The sequence below is a fragment of the Bradyrhizobium sp. USDA 327 genome, assembly GCF_041262065.1.
GTDB classification, from domain to species: Bacteria; Pseudomonadota; Alphaproteobacteria; order Rhizobiales; family Xanthobacteraceae; genus Bradyrhizobium; species Bradyrhizobium liaoningense.
The window spans coordinates 8,046,919-8,070,735 of the sequence record NZ_JBGCCW010000001.1 but is presented as its reverse complement, the minus strand read 5'-3'; the positions used below and the strand labels follow the sequence as shown (position 1 = coordinate 8,070,735).

The 23,817-nt window shown below is 64.7% G+C and carries 24 protein-coding genes; 16 read left to right on the top strand and 8 right to left on the bottom strand.

Annotated features, from left to right (window positions below):
* Window positions 1-2: 2 nt before the first annotated feature.
* From urtC to urtA, 3 genes are all read right to left on the bottom strand, one after another.
* Window positions 3-1,172, bottom strand: coding sequence for an urea ABC transporter permease subunit UrtC (gene urtC / locus ABIA42_RS38050; protein ID WP_370115895.1), 1,170 nt, complete (start codon window positions 1,170-1,172; stop codon window positions 3-5).
* Complete coding sequence (gene urtB, locus ABIA42_RS38045; RefSeq protein WP_370115897.1) at window positions 1,169-2,776, bottom strand: urea ABC transporter permease subunit UrtB; 1,608 nt, start codon at window positions 2,774-2,776, stop codon at window positions 1,169-1,171. The genes urtC and urtB overlap by 4 nt, the downstream gene beginning before the upstream one ends.
* Before the next feature lie 83 nt (window positions 2,777-2,859).
* The gene (gene urtA / locus ABIA42_RS38040) at window positions 2,860-4,188 is read right to left on the bottom strand and encodes an urea ABC transporter substrate-binding protein (protein ID WP_370115898.1); all 1,329 of its coding nucleotides are present in this window, start codon (window positions 4,186-4,188) and stop codon (window positions 2,860-2,862) included.
* 480 nt (window positions 4,189-4,668) lie between these two features.
* Between urtA and ABIA42_RS38035 the strand changes: the two genes are divergently transcribed.
* From ABIA42_RS38035 to ABIA42_RS38025, 3 genes are all read left to right on the top strand, one after another.
* Complete coding sequence (locus tag ABIA42_RS38035) at window positions 4,669-6,252, top strand: DEAD/DEAH box helicase (RefSeq protein WP_370115899.1); 1,584 nt, start codon at window positions 4,669-4,671, stop codon at window positions 6,250-6,252.
* A 23-nt stretch (window positions 6,253-6,275) separates the two neighbouring features.
* Window positions 6,276-6,563, top strand: coding sequence for a translation initiation factor IF-1 (gene infA / locus ABIA42_RS38030; RefSeq protein WP_024340539.1), 288 nt, complete (start codon window positions 6,276-6,278; stop codon window positions 6,561-6,563).
* Between the two features lie 265 nt (window positions 6,564-6,828).
* The gene (locus ABIA42_RS38025) at window positions 6,829-7,041 is read left to right on the top strand and encodes a cold-shock protein (protein ID WP_014439634.1); all 213 of its coding nucleotides are present in this window, start codon (window positions 6,829-6,831) and stop codon (window positions 7,039-7,041) included.
* Window positions 7,042-7,219: 178 nt separating this feature from the next.
* On the opposite strand, the gene ABIA42_RS38020 is transcribed toward ABIA42_RS38025, so the two are convergent.
* Together ABIA42_RS38020 and ABIA42_RS38015 are read right to left on the bottom strand one after the other, a co-directional pair.
* Window positions 7,220-7,711, bottom strand: coding sequence for a pilus assembly protein N-terminal domain-containing protein (locus ABIA42_RS38020; RefSeq protein WP_271529785.1), 492 nt, complete (start codon window positions 7,709-7,711; stop codon window positions 7,220-7,222).
* Window positions 7,712-7,823: 112 nt separating this feature from the next.
* The gene (locus tag ABIA42_RS38015; RefSeq protein ID WP_271529786.1) at window positions 7,824-8,651 is read right to left on the bottom strand and encodes a sterol desaturase family protein; all 828 of its coding nucleotides are present in this window, start codon (window positions 8,649-8,651) and stop codon (window positions 7,824-7,826) included.
* 266 nt (window positions 8,652-8,917) lie between these two features.
* Here ABIA42_RS38015 and ABIA42_RS38010 point away from each other — a divergent pair, with 266 nt between their 5' ends.
* The 10 genes from ABIA42_RS38010 (at window position 8,918) to ABIA42_RS37965 (ending at window position 17,833) form a co-directional block, all read left to right on the top strand.
* Window positions 8,918-9,082: a Flp family type IVb pilin gene (locus ABIA42_RS38010; RefSeq protein ID WP_271529787.1), complete on the top strand. Its 165-nt coding sequence runs from the start codon at window positions 8,918-8,920 to the stop codon at window positions 9,080-9,082.
* 70 nt (window positions 9,083-9,152) lie between these two features.
* The gene (locus ABIA42_RS38005; protein ID WP_370115901.1) at window positions 9,153-9,299 is read left to right on the top strand and encodes a hypothetical protein; all 147 of its coding nucleotides are present in this window, start codon (window positions 9,153-9,155) and stop codon (window positions 9,297-9,299) included.
* A gap of 120 nt (window positions 9,300-9,419) precedes the next feature.
* On the top strand, window positions 9,420-9,944 hold the full coding sequence (locus ABIA42_RS38000) for a prepilin peptidase (protein WP_271529789.1): 525 nt from the start codon (window positions 9,420-9,422) through the stop codon (window positions 9,942-9,944).
* Between the two features lie 128 nt (window positions 9,945-10,072).
* Entirely contained in the window at window positions 10,073-10,870 is a 798-nt protein-coding gene (gene cpaB / locus ABIA42_RS37995; RefSeq protein ID WP_370115903.1) for a Flp pilus assembly protein CpaB, read from the top strand.
* 11 nt (window positions 10,871-10,881) lie between these two features.
* Complete coding sequence (locus tag ABIA42_RS37990; protein ID WP_271529904.1) at window positions 10,882-12,345, top strand: type II and III secretion system protein family protein; 1,464 nt, start codon at window positions 10,882-10,884, stop codon at window positions 12,343-12,345.
* A 19-nt stretch (window positions 12,346-12,364) separates the two neighbouring features.
* The gene (locus ABIA42_RS37985; protein WP_271529791.1) at window positions 12,365-13,099 is read left to right on the top strand and encodes a CpaD family pilus assembly protein; all 735 of its coding nucleotides are present in this window, start codon (window positions 12,365-12,367) and stop codon (window positions 13,097-13,099) included.
* Window positions 13,096-14,364, top strand: a complete 1,269-nt coding sequence (locus ABIA42_RS37980; RefSeq protein ID WP_370115904.1) for a CpaE family protein — start codon at window positions 13,096-13,098, stop codon at window positions 14,362-14,364. The genes ABIA42_RS37985 and ABIA42_RS37980 overlap by 4 nt, the downstream gene beginning before the upstream one ends.
* Window positions 14,365-14,385: 21 nt before the next feature.
* Window positions 14,386-15,855: a CpaF family protein gene (locus ABIA42_RS37975; RefSeq protein WP_271529794.1), complete on the top strand. Its 1,470-nt coding sequence runs from the start codon at window positions 14,386-14,388 to the stop codon at window positions 15,853-15,855.
* 16 nt (window positions 15,856-15,871) lie between these two features.
* Window positions 15,872-16,849, top strand: coding sequence for a type II secretion system F family protein (locus ABIA42_RS37970; RefSeq protein WP_370115905.1), 978 nt, complete (start codon window positions 15,872-15,874; stop codon window positions 16,847-16,849).
* 9 nt (window positions 16,850-16,858) lie between these two features.
* Window positions 16,859-17,833 carry a type II secretion system F family protein gene (locus ABIA42_RS37965; RefSeq protein ID WP_271529796.1) on the top strand — a complete coding sequence of 325 codons (975 nt, stop codon included), beginning with the start codon at window positions 16,859-16,861 and terminating at the stop codon, window positions 17,831-17,833.
* Between the two features lie 56 nt (window positions 17,834-17,889).
* Here ABIA42_RS37965 and ABIA42_RS37960 read toward each other — a convergent pair whose 3' ends face one another.
* Both ABIA42_RS37960 and ABIA42_RS37955 read right to left on the bottom strand, forming a co-directional pair.
* Window positions 17,890-18,717 (bottom strand): tetratricopeptide repeat protein, encoded by an 828-nt coding sequence (locus tag ABIA42_RS37960; RefSeq protein ID WP_271529797.1) that lies wholly within the window; start codon window positions 18,715-18,717, stop codon window positions 17,890-17,892.
* A gap of 205 nt (window positions 18,718-18,922) precedes the next feature.
* Window positions 18,923-19,126 (bottom strand): hypothetical protein, encoded by a 204-nt coding sequence (locus ABIA42_RS37955; RefSeq protein ID WP_028177287.1) that lies wholly within the window; start codon window positions 19,124-19,126, stop codon window positions 18,923-18,925.
* 199 nt (window positions 19,127-19,325) lie between these two features.
* Between ABIA42_RS37955 and ABIA42_RS37950 the strand changes: the two genes are divergently transcribed.
* From ABIA42_RS37950 to ABIA42_RS37940, 3 genes are all read left to right on the top strand, one after another.
* Window positions 19,326-20,699: a M17 family metallopeptidase gene (locus ABIA42_RS37950; protein WP_370115907.1), complete on the top strand. Its 1,374-nt coding sequence runs from the start codon at window positions 19,326-19,328 to the stop codon at window positions 20,697-20,699.
* A complete protein-coding gene (locus ABIA42_RS37945; RefSeq protein ID WP_370115908.1) occupies window positions 20,692-21,546 on the top strand; it encodes an NlpC/P60 family protein in 855 nt (284 codons plus the stop codon). Before ABIA42_RS37950 ends, ABIA42_RS37945 begins: the two co-directional genes overlap by 8 nt.
* A gap of 179 nt (window positions 21,547-21,725) precedes the next feature.
* On the top strand, window positions 21,726-22,052 hold the full coding sequence (locus tag ABIA42_RS37940; RefSeq protein ID WP_271529800.1) for a BA14K family protein: 327 nt from the start codon (window positions 21,726-21,728) through the stop codon (window positions 22,050-22,052).
* Window positions 22,053-22,177: 125 nt separating this feature from the next.
* On the opposite strand, the gene ABIA42_RS37935 is transcribed toward ABIA42_RS37940, so the two are convergent.
* Window positions 22,178-23,815, bottom strand: a complete 1,638-nt coding sequence (locus ABIA42_RS37935) for an ABC transporter ATP-binding protein (RefSeq protein WP_370115910.1) — start codon at window positions 23,813-23,815, stop codon at window positions 22,178-22,180.
* Between the last annotated feature and the right edge of the window lie 2 nt (window positions 23,816-23,817).

Below are 23,817 nucleotides of genomic sequence, written 5' to 3'. Positions count from 1 at the left end.
ACCTACTCCGCCATCTTGGGTTCGGTGACGCCGTCTTCGGCCGCCGCGCTCACGGAGGTCGCGGCGGTGCGTTTTTCCTTCGACGAGTCCCACCAGGCGTTGAAGGTGCCGACGATGCCCTTCGGCAGCAGCAGGGTCACCAGGATGAACAGCGCGCCCAGCATGAACAGCCAGTACGGCGCCAGCATGCCGGAGGTGAAGAACGTTTTTGCATAGTTGACGACGACGGCGCCGAGCGCGGCTCCGACCAGCGTGCCGCGGCCGCCGACCGCGACCCAGATCACCGCCTCGATCGAGTTACCCGGAGCGAACTCGCTCGGATTGATGATTCCGACCTGCGGCACGTAGAGCGCGCCGGCGACGCCGGCCATGCAGGCCGAAACCGTGAACACGAACAGCTTGTAGGATTCGACCCGGTAGCCGAGAAAGCGCGTCCGCGATTCCGCGTCACGCACCGCGATCAGCACCTTGCCGAGCTTGGACGAGACGATGGCGCGGCAGATCAGGAAGCCCACAATCAGCGCCAGGCAGCTCAGCGCGAACAGCGCGGCACGGGTGCCCTCCGCCTGCACGTTGAAGCCCAGAATGTCCTTGAAATCGGTGAGGCCGTTATTGCCGCCAAAGCCGAAGTCGTTGCGGAAGAAGGCAAGCAGCAGCGCATAGGTCATCGCCTGTGTGATGATCGACAGGTACACGCCGGTGACGCGGGAGCGGAACGCGAGCCAACCGAAGCAGAAGGCGAGCAGGCCGGGCACGACCAGCACCATCAGCGCGGCGAACCAGAACATGTCGAAGCCGTACCAGTACCACGGCAGCTTCTCCCAGTTCAGGAACACCATGAAATCGGGCAGGACCGGATTGCCATAAACGCCGCGGGTGCCGATCTGCCGCATCAGGTACATGCCCATGGCGTAGCCACCGAGCGCGAAGAAGGCGCCGTGGCCGAGCGAAAGGATGCCGCAATAGCCCCAGATCAGGTCGATCGAAAGCGCGAGGATGGCGTAGCAGACATATTTGCCCCAGAGCGCGACGAGATAGGTCGGCACCTGCAGGAAAGAGTCCGCGGGCAGCAGCAGGTTCGAGAGCGGGATGAGGATGCCGCAGGCGGCGACGACGGCGAGGAAGATCGTCGCGCCACGGTCCAGCGATCGCGTCAGCATGTGAGGGGTCATGCTTCCACCGCACGGCCCTTGAGCGCGAACAGGCCGCGCGGCCGCTTTTGAATGAACAGGATGATGAGGACCAGGATCGCGATCTTGCCGAGCACGGCGCCGGCGACCGGCTCCAGGAACTTGTTGGCGATGCCGAGCGTGAACGCGCCGACCAGCGTGCCCCAGAGATTGCCGACCCCGCCGAACACCACGACCATGAAGCTGTCGATGATGTAACTCTGGCCAAGATTGGGGCTGACATTGTCGATCTGCGACAGCGCGACGCCGGCGATGCCGGCAATGCCCGAACCGAGGCCGAAGGTCAGTGCATCGACACGCGAGGTGGCAATGCCCATCGAGGCCGCCATGCGGCGGTTCTGCGTCACTGCGCGCATCTCGAGGCCGAGCGCCGTGTAGCGCAGCATCGCGAGCAGGATCATGAACACGGCGAGTGTGAAGACGAGGATCCAGAGCCGGTTATAGGTGATGGTGATCTGGCCGAGCTCGAACGCGCCGCTCATCCAGGAGGGGTTGCCGACCTCGCGGTTGGTCGGGCCGAACATCGTTCGCACCGCCTGCTGCAGCACGAGCGACAGGCCCCAGGTTGCCAGCAGTGTCTCCAGCGGCCGGCCGTAGAGGAAACGGATGATGCTGCGCTCGATCAGCACGCCGATGGCGCCGGCAACCAGGAAGGCGAGAGGCACGGCGATCAGCAGCGAATAGTCGAACAGGCCGGGATAGCGGGTGCGGATCACCTCCTGCACCACGAAGGTGGTGTAGGCCCCGATCATCACCATCTCGCCATGGGCCATGTTGATGACGCCCATCACGCCAAAGGTGATGGCGAGCCCGATCGCCGCGAGCAGCAGCACCGAGCCGAGCGAGAGGCCGTACCAGGCGTTCTGCACCATGGACCAGACCGCGAGTGTGCTCTGGATCGAGCCGATCGCGCCGGCGGCGGCCTTGATTACCGACGCCGGCTGGTCGCCCATGCCGGTGAGCAGCGCCAGCGCGTCCTGGTCGCCGCGTGCCTTGAGGGTGGCGACGGCCTCAAGCTTCTCGACCTCGCTGGCGTCGGACTTGAACAGCAGGATCGCGGCGCGGGCCTCGCCGAGCGCGGTCTTGACGGATCTGTTGGTCTCCTTGGCAAGCGCAGCATCGACCGCCTCGAGCGCGGTCTCCTCATGCGACTTGAAGACCGACTGCGCGGCCTGCAGGCGCGTTCCGACGTCCGGCGACTGAAGCGTCAGGCCGCCGAGCGCGGCGTCGACGCTGCGGCGCAGGCGGTTGTTGAGGCGGACCGCGCTCGCACTGTCGGGAACGCTGGCGACGGCCTCGCCCGTCGCGGCGTCGATCGACTTGCCGTCGGCGCCGGTGACGTAAACCTTCTTGCTGTCGGGATCGGCCATGAGGCGGCCGTCCTGGAGCGCGCTGATAATGGGGAAAGCCAACGGGTTGCCGCTGCCCGCGACGACGCCGATCGCCTCTTCCGTATCGGAAAAATCGTCATTGGCGAATTTGGCGACCGCATCCTCGAACGGACCAGCGAAGGCCGGCAGCGCGAACGCGATCAGAAACAACGAGAGTGCAAGCGAGCAGAGACGGGCGGACAAATGGGCTGGCACTGTGAATGACCCCGGCAGAAATGAGTGGAGAAGGCGGCGGGATCGCCGCCCTCTCCGATCGTGCAACGGACGTCAGATCCGGATCAGGAGCCCGAACCGAGGCACTTGTTGGTCTTGGTGTTGAAGTTGCCGCACTTCTTGCCGACCCAGTCGCCGATCAGGTCCTTGGAACCTTCCAGCTCCTTCGACCAGGCGTCGCCCGCGACGAGGCCCGGCGTCTTCCACACGACGTCGAACTGGCCGTTCGCCTTGATCTCGCCGATGAACACCGGCTTGGTGATGTGGTGGTTCGGCAGCATCTTCGACACGCCGCCGGTCAGGTTCGGCGCCTCGATGCCGGGAAGCGCGTCGATCACCTTGTCTGGATCGGTCGACTTCACCTTCTCGACCGCCTTCACCCACATGTTGAAGCCAATCACGTGCGCTTCCATCGGATCGTTGGTCACGCGCTTGGGGTTCTTGGTGTAGGCCTGCCAGTCCTTGATGAATTTCTCGTTCGACCCGCCCTTGGTCTTGATCGACTCGAAGTAGTTCCAGGCGGCGAGATGACCGACCAGCGGCTTGGTGTCGATGCCCGCGAGCTCTTCCTCACCCACGGAGAACGCAACGACCGGGATGTCCTTTGCCTTGATGCCCTGGTTGCCGAGCTCCTTGTAGAAGGGAACGTTGGCGTCGCCGTTGATGGTCGAGACCACCGCGGTTTTCTTGCCGGCCGAGCCGAACTTCTTGATGTCGGCCACGATCGTCTGCCAGTCGGAGTGACCGAATGGCGTGTAGTTGATCATGATGTCTTCCTGGGCGACACCCTTCGACTTCAGATAGGCTTCCAGGATCTTGTTGGTCGTGCGCGGATAGACGTAGTCGGTGCCCGCGAGCACCCAGCGCTTCACCTTCTCTTCCTTCATCAGATAGTCGACGGCCGGGATCGCCTGCTGGTTCGGCGCCGCACCCGTGTAGAACACGTTGCGCTCGCTCTCCTCACCCTCGTACTGCACGGGGTAGAACAGAATGCTGTTCAGCTCCTTGAAGACCGGGAGCACCGACTTGCGCGACACCGAGGTCCAGCACCCGAACACGACCGAGACCTTGTCCTTGGTGATCAGCTCGCGCGCCTTTTCGGCGAACAGCGGCCAGTTCGAAGCGGGGTCGACGACGACGGCTTCCAGCTTCTTGCCGAGCACGCCGCCCTTCTTGTTCTGCTCATCGATCAGGAAGAGGATGGTATCCTTCAGCGTGGTTTCGCTGATCGCCATGGTTCCGGACAGGGAGTGCAGCACGCCGACCTTGATGGTGTCGTCCGCGGCCTTCGCGCCAGTCAATGAAGCCAGACCAAGCACCAGTCCGGCGGTCGCGGCGAGCACGCCGCGGCGGCTAAATGAAGCCGCTATATCGTGAGTGGATTTGCTAAACATGAGTGTCTCATCTCCCTGACGCAGACGTGAAAATGCTGCGAAACGGCCCCACGGCCGCCTGCGATTAACGGAATCGCAAGAACCATGCCATGGGCTAGGCACCCATCAACACTTTGATATAGCTTATAAAATCGGCCAGAATCGAAGTTTCGCCGCAGTCAGACTGGCTAAATTCTAGGCGGTCGAAATGTATGCGAAAGCGGCAGGCAGGTTAATTTCTGAGCAAATCGCCAATTCTGGCTAAATTTCCGGCATCACTATTTTTGCACCGCGATCGCTATTTCGGCCCCGCCTGCCTTGAAAGCGCCCCCTCGATGTTCCATATGACCACCCGAGACCTCTTGCGAATCAAGGGGTCATAGCGAGCCGCGTGTTCTTAAGCCCCGTACGGGCCTCTGGCTTGCCCCATTCTCCCAAGCCCATCCGACACCCCAAACACGCAGGTGTCTTCTCGACACCCTTTTGCGCGCGCCGCGCCGAATGCGCCGGGCGCCCGCTTTTGACATGGAAAGAACCCCTCTTTTGACTTCGTTTCAGGATTTCGGCCTTGCCGAGCCCATCGCGCGCGCTCTTCGCGAAGAGAACTACGTCACCCCCACCCCGATCCAGGCCCAGACCATTCCGACCGCGCTGACCGGCCGCGACGTCGTCGGCATTGCACAGACCGGAACCGGCAAGACCGCGTCTTTCGCGCTGCCGATCCTGCACCGGCTGCTCGAGAACCGCATCAAGCCGCAGCCCAAGACCTGCCGCGTACTCGTGCTCTCTCCGACCCGCGAGCTGTCCGGTCAGATCCTCGACAGCTTCAACGCCTACGGCCGTCACCTCCGGCTGGCGTCGACCCTCGCCATCGGCGGCGTGCCGATGGGCCGCCAGGTCCGCGCCTTGATGCAGGGCGTCGACGTTCTGGTCGCCACCCCAGGCCGCCTGCTCGACCTCGTGCAGAGCAACGGGCTGAAGCTCGGAAGCGTCGAGTTCCTCGTGCTCGACGAAGCCGACCGCATGCTCGACATGGGCTTCATCAACGATATTCGCAAAATCGTCGCCAAGCTGCCGATCAAGCGGCAGACGCTGTTCTTCTCGGCCACCATGCCCAAGGACATCGCCGAGCTCGCCGACGCCATGCTGCGCGATCCGGCCCGCGTCGCGGTGACCCCGGTCTCCTCGACCGCCGAGCGGATCAACCAGCGCATCATCCAGGTCGATTTCTCTTCCAAGCCCGCCTTCCTGACCAAGCTCCTGAAGGATGAGCCGATCAACCGCGCACTGGTCTTCACCCGCACCAAGCACGGCGCCGACAAGGTCGTGAAGACCCTTGAAAAGGCCGGCATTGCCGCGAGCGCCATCCACGGGAACAAGTCCCAGAACCATCGCGAACGGACGCTCGCCCAGTTCCGCTCCGGCGAGATCCGCACCCTGGTTGCGACCGACATCGCCGCCCGCGGCATCGACGTCGACGGCATCACCCACGTCATCAATTTCGACCTGCCCAACGTCCCCGAGACTTACGTCCACCGCATCGGCCGCACCGCCCGCGCCGGCGCCGACGGCACCGCGATCTCGCTGGTCGCAGGTGGCGAGGAGCTCAGCTATCTCCGCGACATCGAACGGCTGATCCGCGTCGCGCTGCCGCGCGAGGACCACCGCACCGACGCCGGACGCCGAGATGCCGGCCCCGCCCCGTCGCAGCAACGGCAGGGCCGGCCGGGCGGCCGGCCTGGCCAACGCCCGCAAGGGGCACGGCACGGTGACGGGCGGCGTGCTGACGAAAGACATGCCGACGGGCGTCACCATGGTGCCGCCAAACAAAGTGACGGAAGGCACGGTGAAGGACGGCACGCCGAGGTGAGGCAGGCCGACGGACGACCCGGCAATGGCCCGAATGCTTCGAAGGGTTCTCGGCGCCGCCGCTCCGGTGGTAAGATGCATTCATCGCCTGTCGACCGTCCGGAACAACGTTCCGCGCATAGCGCCGGGACGCCTGATGGGATACAAGGCGTTGCCTTTTTGCGCCGCGAGAGTCGGCCAAACAGCCAACCGAACCGCAAACCCTATTCGCACTAGCCGTCCACGACCTGGAGAAATTCATGGCTAAGGAAGAGCTGATCCAGTTCGAAGGACTGGTCACCGAAATCCTCCCCGACGCCCGCTACCGCGTGCAACTCGACGCCGGACATGAGATCGTTGCCTATACCGCCGGCAAGATGAAGAAGAACCGCATCAAGACGCTCGCGGGCGACCGCGTGACGGTGGAGATGTCGCCGTACGACCTGGAGAAGGGCCGGCTGATTTTCCGCCACAAGGACGAACGTCCCAGCACGGCGGGCGGACCGCCCCGTCCCGGACAGCGCGGCGGCCAGTTCCGCCGCCGCTGATCGGCTGCGGCGCGCTCGCGCGAGATAGAATTCCGACCTGGATATTGATCCGCCGTTGATATCGCGGCGGATCAAAAATTCGTGCACGTCCGGATTGTTTCGGGCTCCTGTTTCCGATAAAATGAAATAATCGATTTTCGGCCGGACGACATTGGCATCCACCGGTACAGCCGGTTCAGACACGCTGACGACCCTTCCAGAAATTCGATCTAACCGGCCCGCGGAAGCGGGCTCTTACATTGTGTTATCTGAGAAGGAACTACCCATGAGCATGGGAACCGTGAAGTGGTTTAACGCGACCAAGGGCTTCGGCTTCATCCAGCCCGACGACGGTGGCCAGGACGTTTTCGTTCACATCAGCGCCGTGGAGCGCGCCGGACTCGGCTCGCTGCGCGAAGGCCAGAAGATCTCCTACGAGATCGTGGCCGACCGCCGCTCCGGCAAGTCGGCGGCGGACAACCTCCGCGCCGCGGGCTGAGCCCACCCGGGCTCTTGGCCCGACCGGCTCGAGCCAGAGGAAACAAGAAGGCCGTGCGCGACGCACGGCCTTTTTATTTTACAGCATGATCCGGAAAAGTGGGCAGCGGTTTCCCGAAAAGATCATGCTCAAACAAAACCTAAAGCGCGATGACGATTCATCCTAATCGCATCGCGCTTTAGTTGGATTTGGCGCCCCCGCTGCCGCTGGCACTGCTGCTCAGCGAACCGGCCTGGTTCATCGTGTTGTTGAAGTAGGCGTCGCTGTCACCGAGCGTCACGCGACGCTGGCAAAGCGGTACGCAGCTGTAGGACTCGCGCTCGATCCCACGATAGACGGTGACGAGCCGGTCGCTCGGACCTTCAACCTGGATCTGGCGGTCGACCAGAATCTCGCCGCCCCGGTCGAGCGCGATGAAGTTGGTGGCACCATAGCCCTTTCCGGTCACGACGATCATGCCGCCCGGCTGGAGCGTGACGTCGGCGATCAGGGGATTACCGACCACGATGGTTGCCACCTTGCCGGGCAGCCGTACCAGCTTGGCCTGGTCGACATTGACGGCGATCGTGTCGGCGGTGGACTCGGCAAGGCCGGCGGCAGGCCATGCCAGCACCGCAGCGGCAACCAGAAGACACACGCGCGCATGACGGCGCAGCAATTCTTTACGCATACTCTTACCCCCGGGACGTCACAAACCGGCAGAAGCGATCAGATAGCAGCGGAGCCGGCGCCCGACCCGGCCAACCTGCCTTTAATTCATGAACGTTCCGCAAACTCGCCGGCTATTGTTTGAACGGATAGGCGAGTTGGCCCCAGATCTCCTTCGGCATGGTCGCTTCGTCCTTGCCGTAATCCTGCGGCAGCTTCCCCTCCGGCATGCGGAAGGTGCCGAACAGCACGTCCCAGATCGGAAACGTCCCGGCGAAATTGGTGTCGCCGCCCTCTTCGAGCGAGGTATGGTGCCAACGGTGGAATACCGGCGTCGCCAGCACGTATTTGAACGGTCCGAAGGTCCAGTTCAGGTTGGCGTGCACGAAGGCCGAATGGAAGGTGGTGAACGGGCCGACCCAGATCATGACGTTGGGGGAGATACCGGCCATCAGCAGCACGACGTCGACGCTGATCGTCCCGAGCAAGAGATTGACGGGATGGAAACGGGCCGCGGAGATCCACCCGATTTCCTCCGACGAATGATGGACCGCGTGGTACTTCCAGAAGCCGCCGTCGTGGAAAAGCCGGTGCAGCCAGTACAGCATGAAGTCGGACAGCACCAGGAACAGCAGAGCCTGAACCCACAGAGGCAGCTGCGACAGCGGACCATGGCCATTGTCGTAGAAGGCAATGAGCTCGTCGGCGTCGTGGATGTTGAAGACGACGCTGGCGCCGACGATCAGAAGACCAATCCGCATGGTGCGGGCGAACACCGGGACGAAGAACCAGTAGCAGATGTCGGTGATGATCTCCCGCTTGCGCCACCACGGCGCGCCGGGATTGCAGGCCCAGAAATGCTCCAGCACGGTGAAGACGGCCGCGAGCACGAAGGTGACGGGGATCACCTTGACGATGGTCTCGCCGAGCATCAGGGCGACTTGCATGGGCAGGCTCGACATCGTCGCCTCTCTTGCGAATTCCAGTCCTGCCTAGGCGTACTCCGCGAAATTTAAGGGAGGGTGAAGCAGGCGCCGCGCTGCCGATGCATCGGGAACCGGAATGTATCGCAGCTGCCGTCTTAAGGCGAAATTCACTCTGCGCGAAAGCATCGCGCCGAACCTGGGTTTACCCGATCGAGTTAACTTTACCGAAAGAGCTCGGCTCTCATGGTCCTCGCTTCAGACAGCGCCGAACGAGGCGATCTCACCCAGACGGAGTTTTGTTCATGAAGAACTTGATTGCGCGTTTCGCGAAGGATGAATCCGGCGCCACCGCCATCGAATACGGTCTGATCGCCGCCGGCATCGCGCTGGCCATCATCACCGTCGTCAACAATCTCGGCACCACGCTGAATGGCAAGTTCAGCTCGATCAGCACGTCGCTGAAGTAGGCGACCGACGACCGGCGGCAAATGCCCCGGGCCTCCGGGGCCTTTGCTTTTCTGAAGACGGCAAGTTCCAGTGGCGTTGCACAAGTTCAGAACCGATGCCGCGGTCGCGGCGAAAGAGGTGGGGGCGGCTCAAGCCGGCTCACCGGCCTATTGGATCTGCCTTGCGCTGCTGCTTGCGACGGTCGCGCTCGCCGCGCGCATCGCCAGCTTCTGGTGAAACGCATTCAGCGGCCTTGGCCCCCACGTCCCTGTCGCCGTTGTCGGTTTGTTTAGCACTACGCGCTAGTATCCGGCGACGCCAGCTCCCGCGGCCAAACCAGGCCCCAAGACGCAGCCCATGATCCTCGACCTTGCGCGCCTTCTGCTCTTCCCGGCCCTGATGGCATTCGCCGCCGCGAGCGATCTCTTCACGATGACGATCTCAAACCGCGTGTCGCTGGCGCTGGTCGCAGGCTTCTTCGTGCTCGCCCTCGCCGGTGGCATGGCACCTTACGATATGATGAGTCATGTCGGCGCCGGCGCGCTCGTCCTGGTCGTGGCCTTCACCTGCTTCGCAATGGGCTGGGTGGGCGGCGGCGACGCCAAGGTCGCGGCTTCCGTCGCGCTCTGGTTCGGCTTCGCGCAGCTGATGAACTTCCTCCTCTACGCCTCACTGTTCGGCGGCGCGCTGACGCTGCTCCTGCTCCAGTTCCGGCAATGGCCGCTGCCCTACGGGCTGGCAGGCCAGGCCTGGCTCGCACGGCTGCACGCCAAGGAGAGCGGCATTCCCTACGGCATCGCGCTCGCTCTAAGCGCGTTGATGGTCTACCCGGAGACCGAATGGGTGAAGGCGATCGACCTCACTCACCTCGCACTGCGCTGAACGCACAGGGTAAACCCGGCGTTAAGGCGATTTAGATACGCCTCATTAACCATGCTTTGACGAATAGCTGGTCAACTGCCGATCACGGCGGCGGCAGCGTCGCGGCGTATTGTTGGAAAGTGAAGCGTATGAATAGGGCACGCATTGTCGTCCTGACGGTCGCCATCTGCGCCGGCGGCGTCGCCGCGTACCTGGCGAGCGGCACCGACAATTCTGCGCCGCCTCCGCTTCCGGTCGCGCAGCTGCCGACCGTAGACGTCCTCGTCGCCAAGAACGACATCGGCTTGGGCCAGACCGTAAAGCCGGAAGACGTGCAGTGGCAGACCTGGCCGGCCGCGACCGCCAGCACGACCTTCATCCGCCGCAACGAGCGTCCCGATGCTGCGACCCAGGTGAGCGGCTCGATCGCGCGCGCACCGTTCATCCAGGGTGAGCCGATCCGCGACCAGAAGCTGGTCAAGGCCGAAGGCTCCGGCTTCATGGCGGCAATCCTGCCCACCGGCATGCGGGCGATCTCAACTGAGATCTCGCCGGAGACCGGCGCGGGCGGCTTCATCCTGCCCAACGATCGCGTCGACGTGCTTCTCACGCGCCGGTTGAAGAACCCGGACCAGAGCAGCGGCGCCCCCGACCTCGTCACGTCCGAGATCATCCTGGCCAATATCCGCGTCCTGGCCATCGACCAGGCGCCCAAGGAGAAGGACGGCCAGAACTCGGTGATCGGCAAGACCGTCACCCTCGAGCTCAATCCAGCGCAGACCGCAACGCTCTCCGCGGCGCGGCAGAGCGGCACGCTGTCGCTGGCGCTGCGCAGTATCGCCGACGTCAAGATGAGCGAAATCACGCTCGATGACTCCGCGCAGAAGCGAGACGGCGTTTTGATCATTCGCTACGGCGTTCCAAGTCAGACGGCTAAGGCACGATGAAGACAGTCGATATGAAATGCAGGGCAGATTCGGCGACGATACGAACCTCACTGGTCCGCGCCCTGTCGTTTTCGGCCGCCTTCGCGCTGGCGTTCAACCCGGTGATCGCTGCCGACTACCGCCCCGTGGCGCCGGCCGCGGCGGACGGCCAGATCAACGCTCGCTTCCTCTCGCTCGGCATCGGCAAGTCCATCGTGATCGACCTGCCGCGCGACATCAAGGACGTGCTTGTCGCCGATCCCAAGATCGCCAATGCGGTGGTCCGCTCGGCGCAGCGCGCCTATATCATCGGCGCGGCGGTCGGCCAGACCAACATCGTGTTCTTCGATTCCGCCGGTCAGCAGATTGCGGCCTATGACATCGCAGTCAAGCGCGACCTCAACGGCGTGCGGGCCGCGCTGAAGCAGGTCCTGCCCAATTCAGACATCCAGATCGATGGCCTCGGCGACGGCATCGTCCTGACCGGAACGGCTGCCAACCCGATGGAAGCGCAGCAGGCCAACGAGCTCGCCGCGCGCCTGGCCGGCGGCCCCGACAAGGTGGTGAACTCGATCGTGGTGCGCGGCCGCGACCAGATCATGCTCAAGGTGACGGTGGCCGAGGTCCAGCGCAACATCGTCAAGCAGCTCGGCATCGACCTCTCCGCCAACCTCAACTACGGCACCTCCGTGGTGAGCTTCACCAATTCGAACCCGTTCACGGCCTATGGCCGCAACCTGGTGGACGGCAACAATCTGACCACGAAGTTCGGCGCGACGCCATCCGTGCAGGCCACCCTGCGTGCGATGGAAACCGCTGGCGTGATCCGCACGCTGGCCGAACCGAACCTGACCGCGATCTCCGGTGAATCGGCGACGTTCATCGCCGGCGGTGAATTCCCGGTGCCGTCAGGCTATGCGTGCGATCCCGTCACCCATGTCTGTACAACCCAGATCAGCTTCAAGAAGTTCGGCATCTCGCTGAACTTCACGCCCGTGGTGCTGAGTGAAGGCAAGATCAGCCTGCGGGTGATGACGGAAGTCTCGGAGCTGTCGAACGAGAATGCGATCACGCTGTCGCAGGCGGTGACCTCGACCACGGTGAACTCGCTGACGGTGCCCTCGATCAGGACCCGCCGCGCGGAGACCTCGCTGGAAATTCCCTCCGGCGGCGCGATGGCGATGGCCGGCCTGATCCAGCAGCAGACCAAGCAGGCGATCAGCGGATTGCCGGGACTGATGCAGCTCCCGATCCTGGGCACGCTGTTCCGCAGCCGCGACTTCGTCAACAACGCGACCGAACTGGTCGTGATCGTGACGCCCTATGTCGTTCGCGCGGTGGCGCCGAAGGACCTGTCGCGGCCGGATGACGGCTTCGCTCCGCCTGCGGATCCGCAGGCCCAGCTGATCGGCAATGTCAACCGGCTCTACGGCGTGCCCGGACGGGCCGAGCCGGCCAAGAGCTACCGCGGCACCTACGGCTTCATCACCGACTGAGGCGGAACGGGACTTCACGATGATCACGAGACCACCCCAGCTTCGCAAACGCGCCGTCCGCCTCGGTGGTGCGCTCGTCGGCATGGCGCTCGCGCTCGGCGGCTGCCAGCACGACGAAGTCGTCACGGCCTCCATTCCCGACGATTACAGGCAGCGCCATCCGATCGCGATCGAGGAGCAAAATCGCTCGATCGTCGTCTTCGTCGGCCATGCCCGCGGTGGCCTGACCGCCGCCCAGCGCGCCGATGTGATGGGGGTCGCATCGGCATGGTTGCACGAAGGCACCGGCGCCATTCGTATCGACGTACCGTCCCATACGCCCAACGCGCGTCCGATCGCGGATACGATGCGAGAGATCCAGGCGATGCTGGCGGCGGCAGGCGTTCCGCCGCGCGGCGTCAGCGTTCACCCCTATCGGCCGGAAGACAAGCGTTTCCTGCCGCCGATCCGGCTCACCTATTCAAAGATCGCCGCGGTCGCCGGTCCCTGCGGCCTGTGGCCCGAGGACATCGGCCCCTCGATGAAGAACAAGCGCTGGTTCGAGAACAAGGACTACTACAATTACGGCTGCGCCTCTCAGCGCAACCTCGCGGCCATGGTCGACAATCCGTCGGATCTGGAGCAGCCGCGGCCCGAAACTCCGTCATACACGCCGCGGCGCATCACCGGTCTCGAGAAATATCGCAAAGGGCTCCCGACGACGACCACCTATCCCGAGGCCGACAAGGCCAAACTCAGCGAAACCGGCAGATGATCAACTACGCGCGCCAGACACAAGAAGAGCAGCCGCAAGCCGCTCCTCCACCGATGGAGGAGCATATTGCGCCTGCGCCGCGCGTCTCGGTCCAGGCCTTCTGCGAAACCGTGGAGACTGCCGCCGCGGTACAGGCGGCCGGCGAGGATCGCCGTCTCGGCAAGGCCCATCTGAAGATCCAGATGGGCGGCATGGCGGCCGCGATCGAAGCCTATCGCTCGGCTCCCACGCCGAACGTGATCGTGCTCGAGAGCGACGGCCGCAGCGATCTGTTGGGCGGGCTCGACCAGCTCGCCACCGTCTGCGACGCCGGCACCCGCGTGGTCGTGATCGGCCGCATCAACGACGTCACGCTCTATCGCGAGCTGGTTCGCCGCGGCGTCAGCGACTACGTGCTCGCGCCGGTCGGCGCAATCGACGTCGTGCGCTCGATCTGCAACCTGTTCTCGGCGCCGGAAGCCAAGGCGGTCGGCCGCATCATCGCCGTGGTCGGCGCCAAGGGTGGCGTCGGGGCTTCCACCATCTCCCACAATGTCGCCTGGGCGATCGCGCGCGACCTCGCGATGGACGCCGTCGTCGCCGATCTCGACCTCGCCTTCGGCACCGCCGGGCTCGATTACAACCAGGATCCGCCGCAGGGCATTGCCGACGCCGTGTTCTCGCCCGACCGCGTCGACACTGCCTTCATCGACCGACTGCTGTCGAAATGCACCGACCATCTCAGCCTGCTGGCGGCACCGGCGACGCTCGACCGGGTCTATGATTTCGGCACCGACGCTTTCGACGCCGTGTTCGACACGCTGCGCTCCACCATGCCCTGCATCGTGCTTGACGTTCCGCATCAATGGGCGGGTTGGACCAAGCGTGCCTTGATCGGAGCGGACGATATCCTGATCGTGGCCGCGCCTGACCTCGCCAACCTGCGCAATACCAAGAACCTGTTCGATCTGTTGAAGGCCGCACGCCCCAACGACCGGCCGCCGCTCTACTGCCTGAACCAGGTCGGCGTGCCGAAACGGCCCGAAATCGCCGCCACGGAGTTCGCCAAGGCGATCGAGAGCCAGCCGGTCGTCTCGATCCCGTTCGAGCCGCAGATCTTCGGCTCGGCAGCCAACAACGGCCAGATGATCGCGGAGATCTCCGCCAACCACAAGTCGATCGAGATGTTCCTGCAGATCGCCCAACGCCTGACCGGCCGCAGCGAGACCAAGAAACAAAAGTCGTCCCTGCTTTCACCTCTGATTGAGAAGTTGCGGGGAAGATAAGCCGCCGCATGGAGTTGTTAAGTGTTCGGTAAGCGTAGCGGAACAGACACCGACTTTCGGGCGCCCAAGCCCGGCGCTGTGTCGCACGAGCCTGCCCCGGCTCCGGCGCCGACGATGTCGCGCGCCCCGACTCCGCCGGCCGTCGCCTCGCCGCCGCTTGCCCCTGCCAAGGCCGCACCGCCTCCGGCCATGGAGAGCCGGCGTTCGGACAATTATTACGAGGTCAAGGCGACCATCTTCGGCGCACTGATCGAGGCGATCGACCTCGCCCAGCTCGCCAAGCTCGATTCGGAGTCCGCGCGCGAGGAAATCCGCGACATCGTCAACGAGATCATCGCGATCAAGAACATCGTGATGTCGATCGCCGAGCAGGAAGAACTGCTCGACGACATCTGCAACGACGTGCTCGGCTACGGCCCGCTCGAACCGCTGTTGTCGCGCGACGACATCGCCGACATCATGGTCAACGGCGCCAACACCGTCTACATCGAAGTCGCCGGCAAGATCCAGCGCACCGGCATCCGCTTCCGCGACAACCAGCAGCTCCTCAACATCTGCCAGCGCATCGTCAGCCAGGTCGGCCGGCGCGTCGACGAATCCTCGCCGATCTGCGACGCGCGTCTCGCGGACGGCTCCCGCGTCAACGCCATCGTGCCGCCGCTGTCGATCGACGGCCCCACGCTCACCATTCGTAAGTTCAAGAAGGACAAGCTGACGCTGGATCAGCTGGTCAAGTTCGGCGCGATCTCGCCGGAGGGCGCCGAGATCCTCCAGATCATCGGCCGCGTCCGCTGCAACGTGCTGATCTCCGGCGGTACCGGCTCAGGCAAGACCACGCTGCTCAACTGCCTGACCAACTACATCGAGCACGACGAGCGCGTCATCACCTGCGAGGACGCCGCCGAGCTCCAGCTCCAGCAACCCCATGTAGTCCGGCTCGAAACCCGCCCGCCCAACATCGAGGGCGAGGGCCAGGTCACCATGCGCGAGCTGGTGCGCAACTGCCTGCGCATGCGTCCCGAACGCATCATCGTCGGCGAGGTCCGCGGACCCGAGGCGTTCGACCTGCTCCAGGCCATGAACACCGGCCACGACGGCTCGATGGGCACGCTGCACGCCAACAACCCGCGCGAAGCCCTGTCGCGCTGCGAATCCATGATCACGATGGGCGGCTTCTCCCTGCCCTCGCGAACGATCCGCGAGATGATCTGCGCCTCGATCGACGTCATCATCCAGGCCGCGCGCCTGCGCGACGGTTCACGCCGCATCACCCACATCACCGAGGTGATGGGCATGGAAGGTGACACCATCATCACCCAGGACATCTTCCTCTACGACATGGTCGGAGAGGACGCCAACGGCAAGATCATCGGCCGGCACCGCTCGACCGGCATCGGCCGTCCGAAGTTCTGGGAACGCGCCCGCTATTACGGCGAGGAGAAGCGCCTCGCCGCTGCGCTCGACGCAGCGGAAGTCGCTCCGAAGACGTGAGCAGGTCAGCGCCGCCATGAACATGCAGGTCCTCGCCCTCGCCTTCCTCGCCACCGCAGCGGTCGGTGGCATCGCCTGGGTCTTCCTCTATCCATTGCTGTCCGGGGAGCGAAAGGCGGAAAGCCGCCGCGCTTCGGTCGCGCGCGCCGAGGCGCCGACGGCCCGCCAGGCCGAGAAGACCCAGCGCTCGCGCCGCGAGCAGGTCGAGACCACGCTCAAGGACCTCGAGGCGCGGCGCGCCCAGGAGAAGAGCGCTCCGCTCAGCGTCCGCCTGTCGCAGGCGGGGCTTGACTGGACGCCGCAGAAATTCTGGATCGCGTCCGCCGTCGTGGCGGGCGTGTTCTTCGCGGTCGCGCTGTTTGGCGGCGGCGGCATGATCGGTGCCGCCGGGCTCGCCTTTGCCGGCGGCTTCGGCCTGCCACGCTGGGCGCTCAGCTTCCTGAAGAAGCGTCGCGAGGCCAAGTTCCTCGCTGCGCTGCCCGACGCGGTTGACGTGATCGTTCGCGGCATCAAGGCGGGCCTGCCGCTGTTCGAATCGATCAAGGTCGTCGCCGCCGATTCTCCCGAGCCGCTGCGCAGCGAATTCCTGGCTATCATCGAGACGCAGGCGATCGGCATGCCGCTGGGCGAGGCCTGCGCGCGGCTCTACGAGCGCATGCCGCTGCCGGAGGCCAATTTCTTCGGCATCGTGGTGTCGATCCAACAGAAGTCGGGCGGCAACCTCTCCGAAGCGCTCGGCAACCTCTCCAAGGTGCTGCGCGACCGCAAGAAGATGCGGGAGAAGATCCAGGCGATGTCGATGGAAGCCAAGGCCTCGGCCGGCATCATCGGCTCGCTGCCGCCGATCGTGATGTTTCTCGTCTATCTCACGACGCCGCAATACATCTCGCTGCTTTGGACTCATCCTACCGGACAGCTGATGCTGGTCGGCTGCGTCGTCTGGATGTCGATCGGCATCATGGTGATGAAGAAGATGATCAACTTCGATTTCTGACGGTGCCGTATGGTCGAATTACTCGTCTCGAAACTGCACGACGTCCGTTTCATGACCATGCTGCTCGCGGCTATCGCCGCCAGCGCAACCGTGTATACGCTGGTGATGCCGTTGTTCGCCGGCGAGGGCCTCTCCAAGCGCATGAAAGCGGTGGCGAGCGAGCGTGAGCGCATCCGGCAGCGCGAACGTGAGCGTCTTCACAAGAGCGAAAAGGTCTCGCTGCGCCAGACACCGAAGCAGCTCGTTTCCAAGGTGGTCGAGGACTTCAACCTCACCAAATGGCTCGCGCAGGAAGCTGCGCGGGACAAGCTCATCATGGCAGGTTACCGCGGCCAGGCGCCCTACATCACCTTCCTGTTTGCCCGCATGGTCGCCCCGATCGTGCTCTTCCTCGGCTCGGCCCTCTACGTCTTCGTGATCGCGCGCATGGAACAGGCGCTGCCGGTCAAGATCGGCATCTGCATCGGCGCTGCCTATCTCGGCCTTCAGGCGCCGATGCTGTTCCTCAGGAATGCGATCGCCAAGCGCCAGCTCTCGATCAAGCGTGCATTTCCCGACGCGCTCGACCTGCTCCTGATCTGCATCGAATCCGGCATGTCGGTCGAGATGGCATTCCGGAAGGTGGCGACCGAAATCGTGGGCCAGTCGATCGCGCTCTCGGAGGAGTTCACACTGACCACGGCCGAATTGTCCTATCTACAGGATCGCAAGGTCGCCTATGAGAACCTCGCTCGGCGCACCGGGCTCGAGGGCGTCAAGTCGGTGTGTCTCGCGCTTCAGCAGGCGGAACGCTACGGCACCCCGCTCGGCCACTCGCTGCGCGTCATGGCGCAGGAGAACCGCGACATGCGCATGAACGAGGCCGAGAAGAAGGCCGCCGCCCTGCCGCCGAAGCTGACGGTGCCGATGATCCTGTTCTTCCTGCCGGTGCTGTTCGTGGTCATTCTCGGACCGACCGCCATCAAGGTCACGGAGTTGCACTGAGTCAGAGCGGACCGCGCGGTTCGCCACTCAGGCTGAGATCAGGCGATCAGATCTGATCAGTCGGCCTGGCTGAGCGAAGCAACCGGCGTCCGCTTCGGTGCACCGTGCGGGACGTCGCTGCGGCTGAGCATGTCCTTGAGATAGGCGACATTGGCCGCGGCCTGGTCCGGTGGCAGGTCCGCTTTCACGATGGTCTCCGCTTCCGCGAAGCGGCCCTGGAGACCGACGACCAAGGCGAGGTTCTGCCGCACCCGCGCGCTCGCACGCGGCGAGGCGTAGGCCTGTCGCAGCGCCTCTTCGGCTTTCGGCAGCTCTCTCGACAACATGTAGGACAGGCCGAGATTGGAGAGCACGCCGGGATCACCCGGTGCGATCTTCAGCGCGCTCGCGTAGTAGGATCTCGCTTCCTCATGACGCCCCATCTGGTCCAGCGCCGTGCCCTGCACCGAAAGCAGGCGCCAGTCCGGATTGTCGGGCGAATGCGCCTTCGACAGGACGTCGAAAGCCTGCTGGAAATTGCCGTTGTCGGCGAGCGCGCGGCCGTACTGGGCGAGCAGCGCCTTGTTGCCGGGATTGGCGATGGTCGCCTGCTCGAGCACGGCGGCGGCCTGGGCGCGCTGGCCGTTGGCGCGCAAGGCCTGTCCGTAGGCGAGCGCGGCGTTGGCATCCTTGGGATTGGCGCGGTAGCGCTCGCCATAGACTTCGACGGCACGCGCTGGATCGGTGGACGCACGGTCGGCGGGAGCCGCCTCCGCCCGGGGGCCGACCGAGCCCGTCACTTCGGAGAGTTTGGACATGGCCGTGCAGCCGCCGAGGCCCATGGCCACCGCCGCGATCAGCGACGTGGAGGCAAGAAGCCGGGCAAGACTGATCCGTTGACGCATGAAGCCTTGATTCTGGAGCCGCTTGATCGAGCCGAACGCGCCAGCAATAGGATGTTAACCCTAACGGCCGGTTAACGCCGCCTCTGGCCTCTCGCGGCGGCGTCACGACCGCAACGCTCGTAACGGCGTGAGGCCGTCCCCTTCCAAACCGCAGCTCTCGGCGCGAGATACGAGATCCGCCCGAGGACGGTGTCCTCTCGCCCGGTCAATATTCGATGGCGAGCCGCCTGCGGATTTCGTCGATGCGCTTGTCGAGCGCATCGAACCGCGCGTGGACGGAGCGGTCGTGCAGATAAAAGACGTAACCTCCGGCGAGGAATGCGAAGATCCAATGGTGATGCTCGATATAGCCAAAAATCGCCTCGACGGCCTGGCCGACGAATGTGACCACGCTCCACACAAATTCCATCGCATTTCCTCCCGGCGCTTCCTGGTCGGTCGCCGGCGATCTCCACATCTGGCGGCCGCACCCCCGAACCTAGCATGGCCTTGCGGCGCGTAGCAGGTCGCTGAACGGTGACGGCAATGCCGATTGCAGCGGCGGCGAAACTCTGCGAAGTCTCGTCAGTTCGCATGACCCCGCTTGATCTGACGATCCGGACCCGCCAATGCCCTCTATCTTCGAGACGTCGCCCACCGCCATCCCGGTCACTTTCGTCACCAAGTCGAGCTGGGATCAGATTGCCGAGACGCTGCCGCCGGCGCAACGCCAGTTCGCCGCCGCGAGCGCCTTTGCCGCCAAGCCGGGCGGCTATCTGGCACTTCCCGCGCCGGACGGGGCGATTGCTCAGGTGCTGTTCGGCCTCGAGGATGAGGGTCCAAGATCGCGCGACCTGTTCCGACCCGGGGCCCTGCCCGGCCTGTTGCCGCCGGGCACCTATCGCTTTGCCAACGCACCGCACGATCCGCGGCTGGCGGCGCTCGCCTTCGCACTGGGGTGCTACCGCTTCGCCCGCTACCGCAAGGCCGATCGCCCCGAGGTCCGGTTGGTGCCGCCTGACGGTGTCGACGCGGCCGAGATCGAGCGGATCGCCGATGCCGCAATGCTGGCGCGCGACCTCATCAACACGCCGTCCAACGACATGGGCCCGGCGGAACTCGCCGCAGCCGCGCAGGCGCTCGCAACCGAGTTCGGCGCGAGCTTCGCCTGCACCGTCGGCGAGGATCTGAAGACGAATTTCCCGCTGATCCACGCCGTCGGCATGGCCTCCAGCCGTGCGCCGCGGCTGATCGACATCGGCTGGGGCGATCCTGATCATCCCAAGGTGACGCTGGTCGGCAAAGGCGTGTGCTTCGACACCGGCGGACTCGACCTGAAGCCGTCGAGCGGCATGCTGATCATGAAGAAGGACATGGGCGGCGCCGCCAACGTGCTGGCGCTCGCGCGCATGGTGATGGACGCGAAGCTGAAGGTGCGGCTGCGCGTGCTGATTCCGGCCGTGGAAAACTCGGTCGCCGGCAATGCCTTCCGCCCCCTCGACATCTTCACCTCGCGCAAGGGCATCACGCTCGAGATCGGCAATACCGACGCGGAAGGCCGGCTCGTCCTCGCCGACGCGCTGGCGCTGGCAGACGAGGAGAAGCCTGAGCTGCTGATCGATCTGGGCACGCTGACCGGCGCGGCACGCGTCGCGCTGGGGCCGGATTTACCGCCCTTTTACACCAATGATGAGACGCTGGCCGCCGACGTCGCGCGCTGCGCAGCGAAGGAGAACGATCCGTTGTGGCGCATGCCGCTGTGGCCGCCTTACGATTCCTGGCTCGACTCCAAGACGGCCACCATCACCAACGCGCCGTCCGGCGGCTTCGCCGGCTCGATCACTTGCGCGCTGTTCCTGCAACGCTTCGTCGAGCACGCCAGGAGCTGGCTGCATGTCGACATCTATGGTTGGACGCCGTCGGCGAAGCCGGCGCGGCCCGAGGGCGGCGAGTGCCAGGCCGCTCGCGCCATCTACGCATTGCTGAGCGAGCGCTATGCATGATCCAGGACACGATCCAAGGCTGACGCCGGCGCGGGGCGACATCGCCGCGAAATATCTCGAAGGCAAGGTCGAGGCGGATCGCTTCGTCACCGGGGAGGAATTCGAGGTGGTCGAGGCGATCGCACCGGTGCGCGAGCAGCCGTCCTCGAACGCCATGCTGATGACGGAAGCGCTACGCGGCGAGCGCGTCACGGTCTACGACCGCAACGGCGAGGGCTGGGCCTGGGGCCAGCTCAATGGCGACGGCTATGTCGGCTGGCTGCCCGACGCGGCGCTCGTGAAACCTGCGGCCGCGCCGACGCACAAGGTGGGCGCGCTGCGAACGTTCGCGTTCCCCGGCCCCTCGATCAAGCTGCCGCCGGCCGACACGCTCGTGATGGGTTCGATGATTGCCGTGGCGCGCGAGGACGGCTCTTTCGCCGTGACGCGCGACGGGAGATTTTTGCCGAAGACGCATCTCGTCCCGCTCGATCGGCGCGAGCCGGACTTCGTTGCCGTCGCCGAACGCTTCGTCGGCACGCCCTATCTGTGGGGCGGCAAGAGCAGCCTCGGCATCGACTGCTCGGGCCTCGTGCAGATCTCGCTGACCGCCGCAGGCGTCGGCTGCCCGCGCGATAGCGACATGCAGCAGGCCGGACTCGGCCGCACGCTGGAGCCTCGTGAGCGAGGCAGCTTGCTGCGCGGCGACCTGATCTTCTGGAAGGGCCACGTCGCCATCGTCCGAGATGCCAGCACCATGGTTCACGCCAATGCCTATCACATGGCGACCGTGATCGAGCCGACCGAGCCCGCGATTGCGCGGATCAGGCAGGCCGGCAGCGAGGTCACCGCGATCAAGCGACTCTAGCGGGCCTGCCTCGACCATTACCTCTCGTTCCACAAACACACGACGCTTTCTGTATTTGAACGACAGCATCGGGCCGGGCAGCAAGTATGGGGTCACAGCGAGCTTGTTGACCGCACCATGTCGATCCACATCTCACTGCGCCGGCCGCACGATGCGCCGGCTGGTGATGGAGATCGACTATGACTGGACTGAAGATTCTCGCTGCCGCGGCCTTGCTGTCGGGCCTGACCTTGAGCACCGCTTACGCGCAGTCTGGCTTTGCAAGCAGCCATCCGGATACGTACGAGGCCGAGTATCCCAATCGCAACCTGGATGGCACACTGACGCCGGCAGGTCGGATAGACCTCGAGTTGCCCGATGGCGCGGCTCCTGCGCAGGGAGTGAACAACGCCCTGGCTCGCGTGGACGGCGCCGCCTCACGTTCCTGCGCGGAGCGCTACCGATCCTACGATCCAGCAACGAGCACCTACATCGGTCGAGACGGTCGCCGCTATCTCTGCAGATGACGCCGCGATTGTGGACCTGCATCCGCGGCAGGATTTGAGGCGACGCCGAGGCGGCGCCTCAACGCCTCCGAGCATTTCGCCTCCGCCCCTCGACGGACAGGTCGCAGTCCCGGGAATGACGCAAGCTACGTCGCTACCGAGCCATTCCCGGCCGTCTCCAGCCGGAACGCGGCCGCGAACAGCGCGCGCGTGTAATCCGTCTTCGGATTCTTGAACAGCTCGGCGGCTTGGCCTTCCTCGACCACCTTGCCGCCGCGCATCACGATGAGATGGCTGGCGAGCGAGGCGACGACGCGCAAATCGTGAGAGATGAACATATAGGTGAGATCGCGCTTGCGCTGGAGCTCGCGCAAGAGGTCGACCATCTGCGCCTGGAACAGCATGTCGAGCGCGCTGGTCGGCTCGTCCAGCACGACGAAATCCGGCTCCAGCACCACCGCGCGCGCGATGCTGATGCGCTGGCGCTGGCCGCCGGAGAATTCATGCGGATAGCGGAAGCGGGTATCCGGATTGAGCCCGACGTCCTCCAGCGCCTTGACGACGCGCACCTCGCGTTCCTCGCGCGACAGCTTCGGCTGATGCACGGACAGGCCTTCGGCGATGATGTCGGCCACCGACATGCGGGGGCTGAGCGAGCCGAACGGATCCTGGAACACGATCTGCATGTCGCGCCGGAACGGCCGCATCTCCTTGAAGCGCAGGCCCTGGATGTCCTTGCCCAGGAACACGATGCGCCCGTCCGAGGAGATCAGCCGCAACAGGGCGAGACCCAGCGTGGTCTTGCCCGAGCCTGATTCGCCGACGACCCCGAGCGTCTCGCCCTTGCGCACGGCGACGCTGACGCCATCGACCGCCTTGATGTGGCCGACCGTCTTGCGCATCAGGCCGCGCTTGATCGGAAACCAGACTTTGAGATCATTGACCGACATCACCACGGGCGCATCCGGCTGCGGCGGCGCCGGATCGGGCTTCGGCTCCGCCGCGAGCAGGTCGCGCGTATAGGGATGCTTCGGGGTCTTGAAGACCTGCTCGACCGGTCCCTGCTCGACGACCACGCCACCCTTCATGACGCAGACGGTGTCGGCGATGCGGCGAACGATGCCGAGATCGTGGGTGATGAACAGCAGGCTCATGCCGAGCCGCGAACGGATCTCGGCAAGCAGCGCCAGGATCTGCGCCTGCACGGTGACGTCGAGCGCCGTCGTCGGCTCGTCCGCGATCAGAAGGTCCGGCTCGTTGGCGAGCGCCATCGCGATCATCACGCGCTGACGCTGGCCGCCGGAGAGCTGGTGCGGATAGCTCTTCAGCCGCGTCTCGGGCTCGGGAATGCCGACCTGCGTCAGCAGTTCCAGCGTCCGCCTGCGCGCCTCGGCATTGCTGGTGGGATTGTGCAGCTGGATGATCTCGCCGATCTGCGCCTCGATCGTGTGCAGCGGATTGAGCGAGGTCATCGGCTCCTGGAAGATGATGGAGATGTCGCTGCCGCGAATCTCGCGCATCTTCTGCTCGGACCGGTCGATCAGCTCCTGTCCCTTGAAGCGGATGCTGCCCGAGGGATGCGACGCGTTCGGATAGGGCAACAGCTTCAGGATCGAGAGCGCGCTGACCGACTTGCCGGAACCGGATTCGCCGACCAGCGCCACGCATTCGCCGCGCTTGATCTGGAACGAGACCTTGTCGACCGCGAGCGTGGTGGCGCCGCCCTGGTGGAAGGCCACCGAAAGATCGCGCACGCTGAGCAGGGGCTGGTTGATCGCGTCCATGG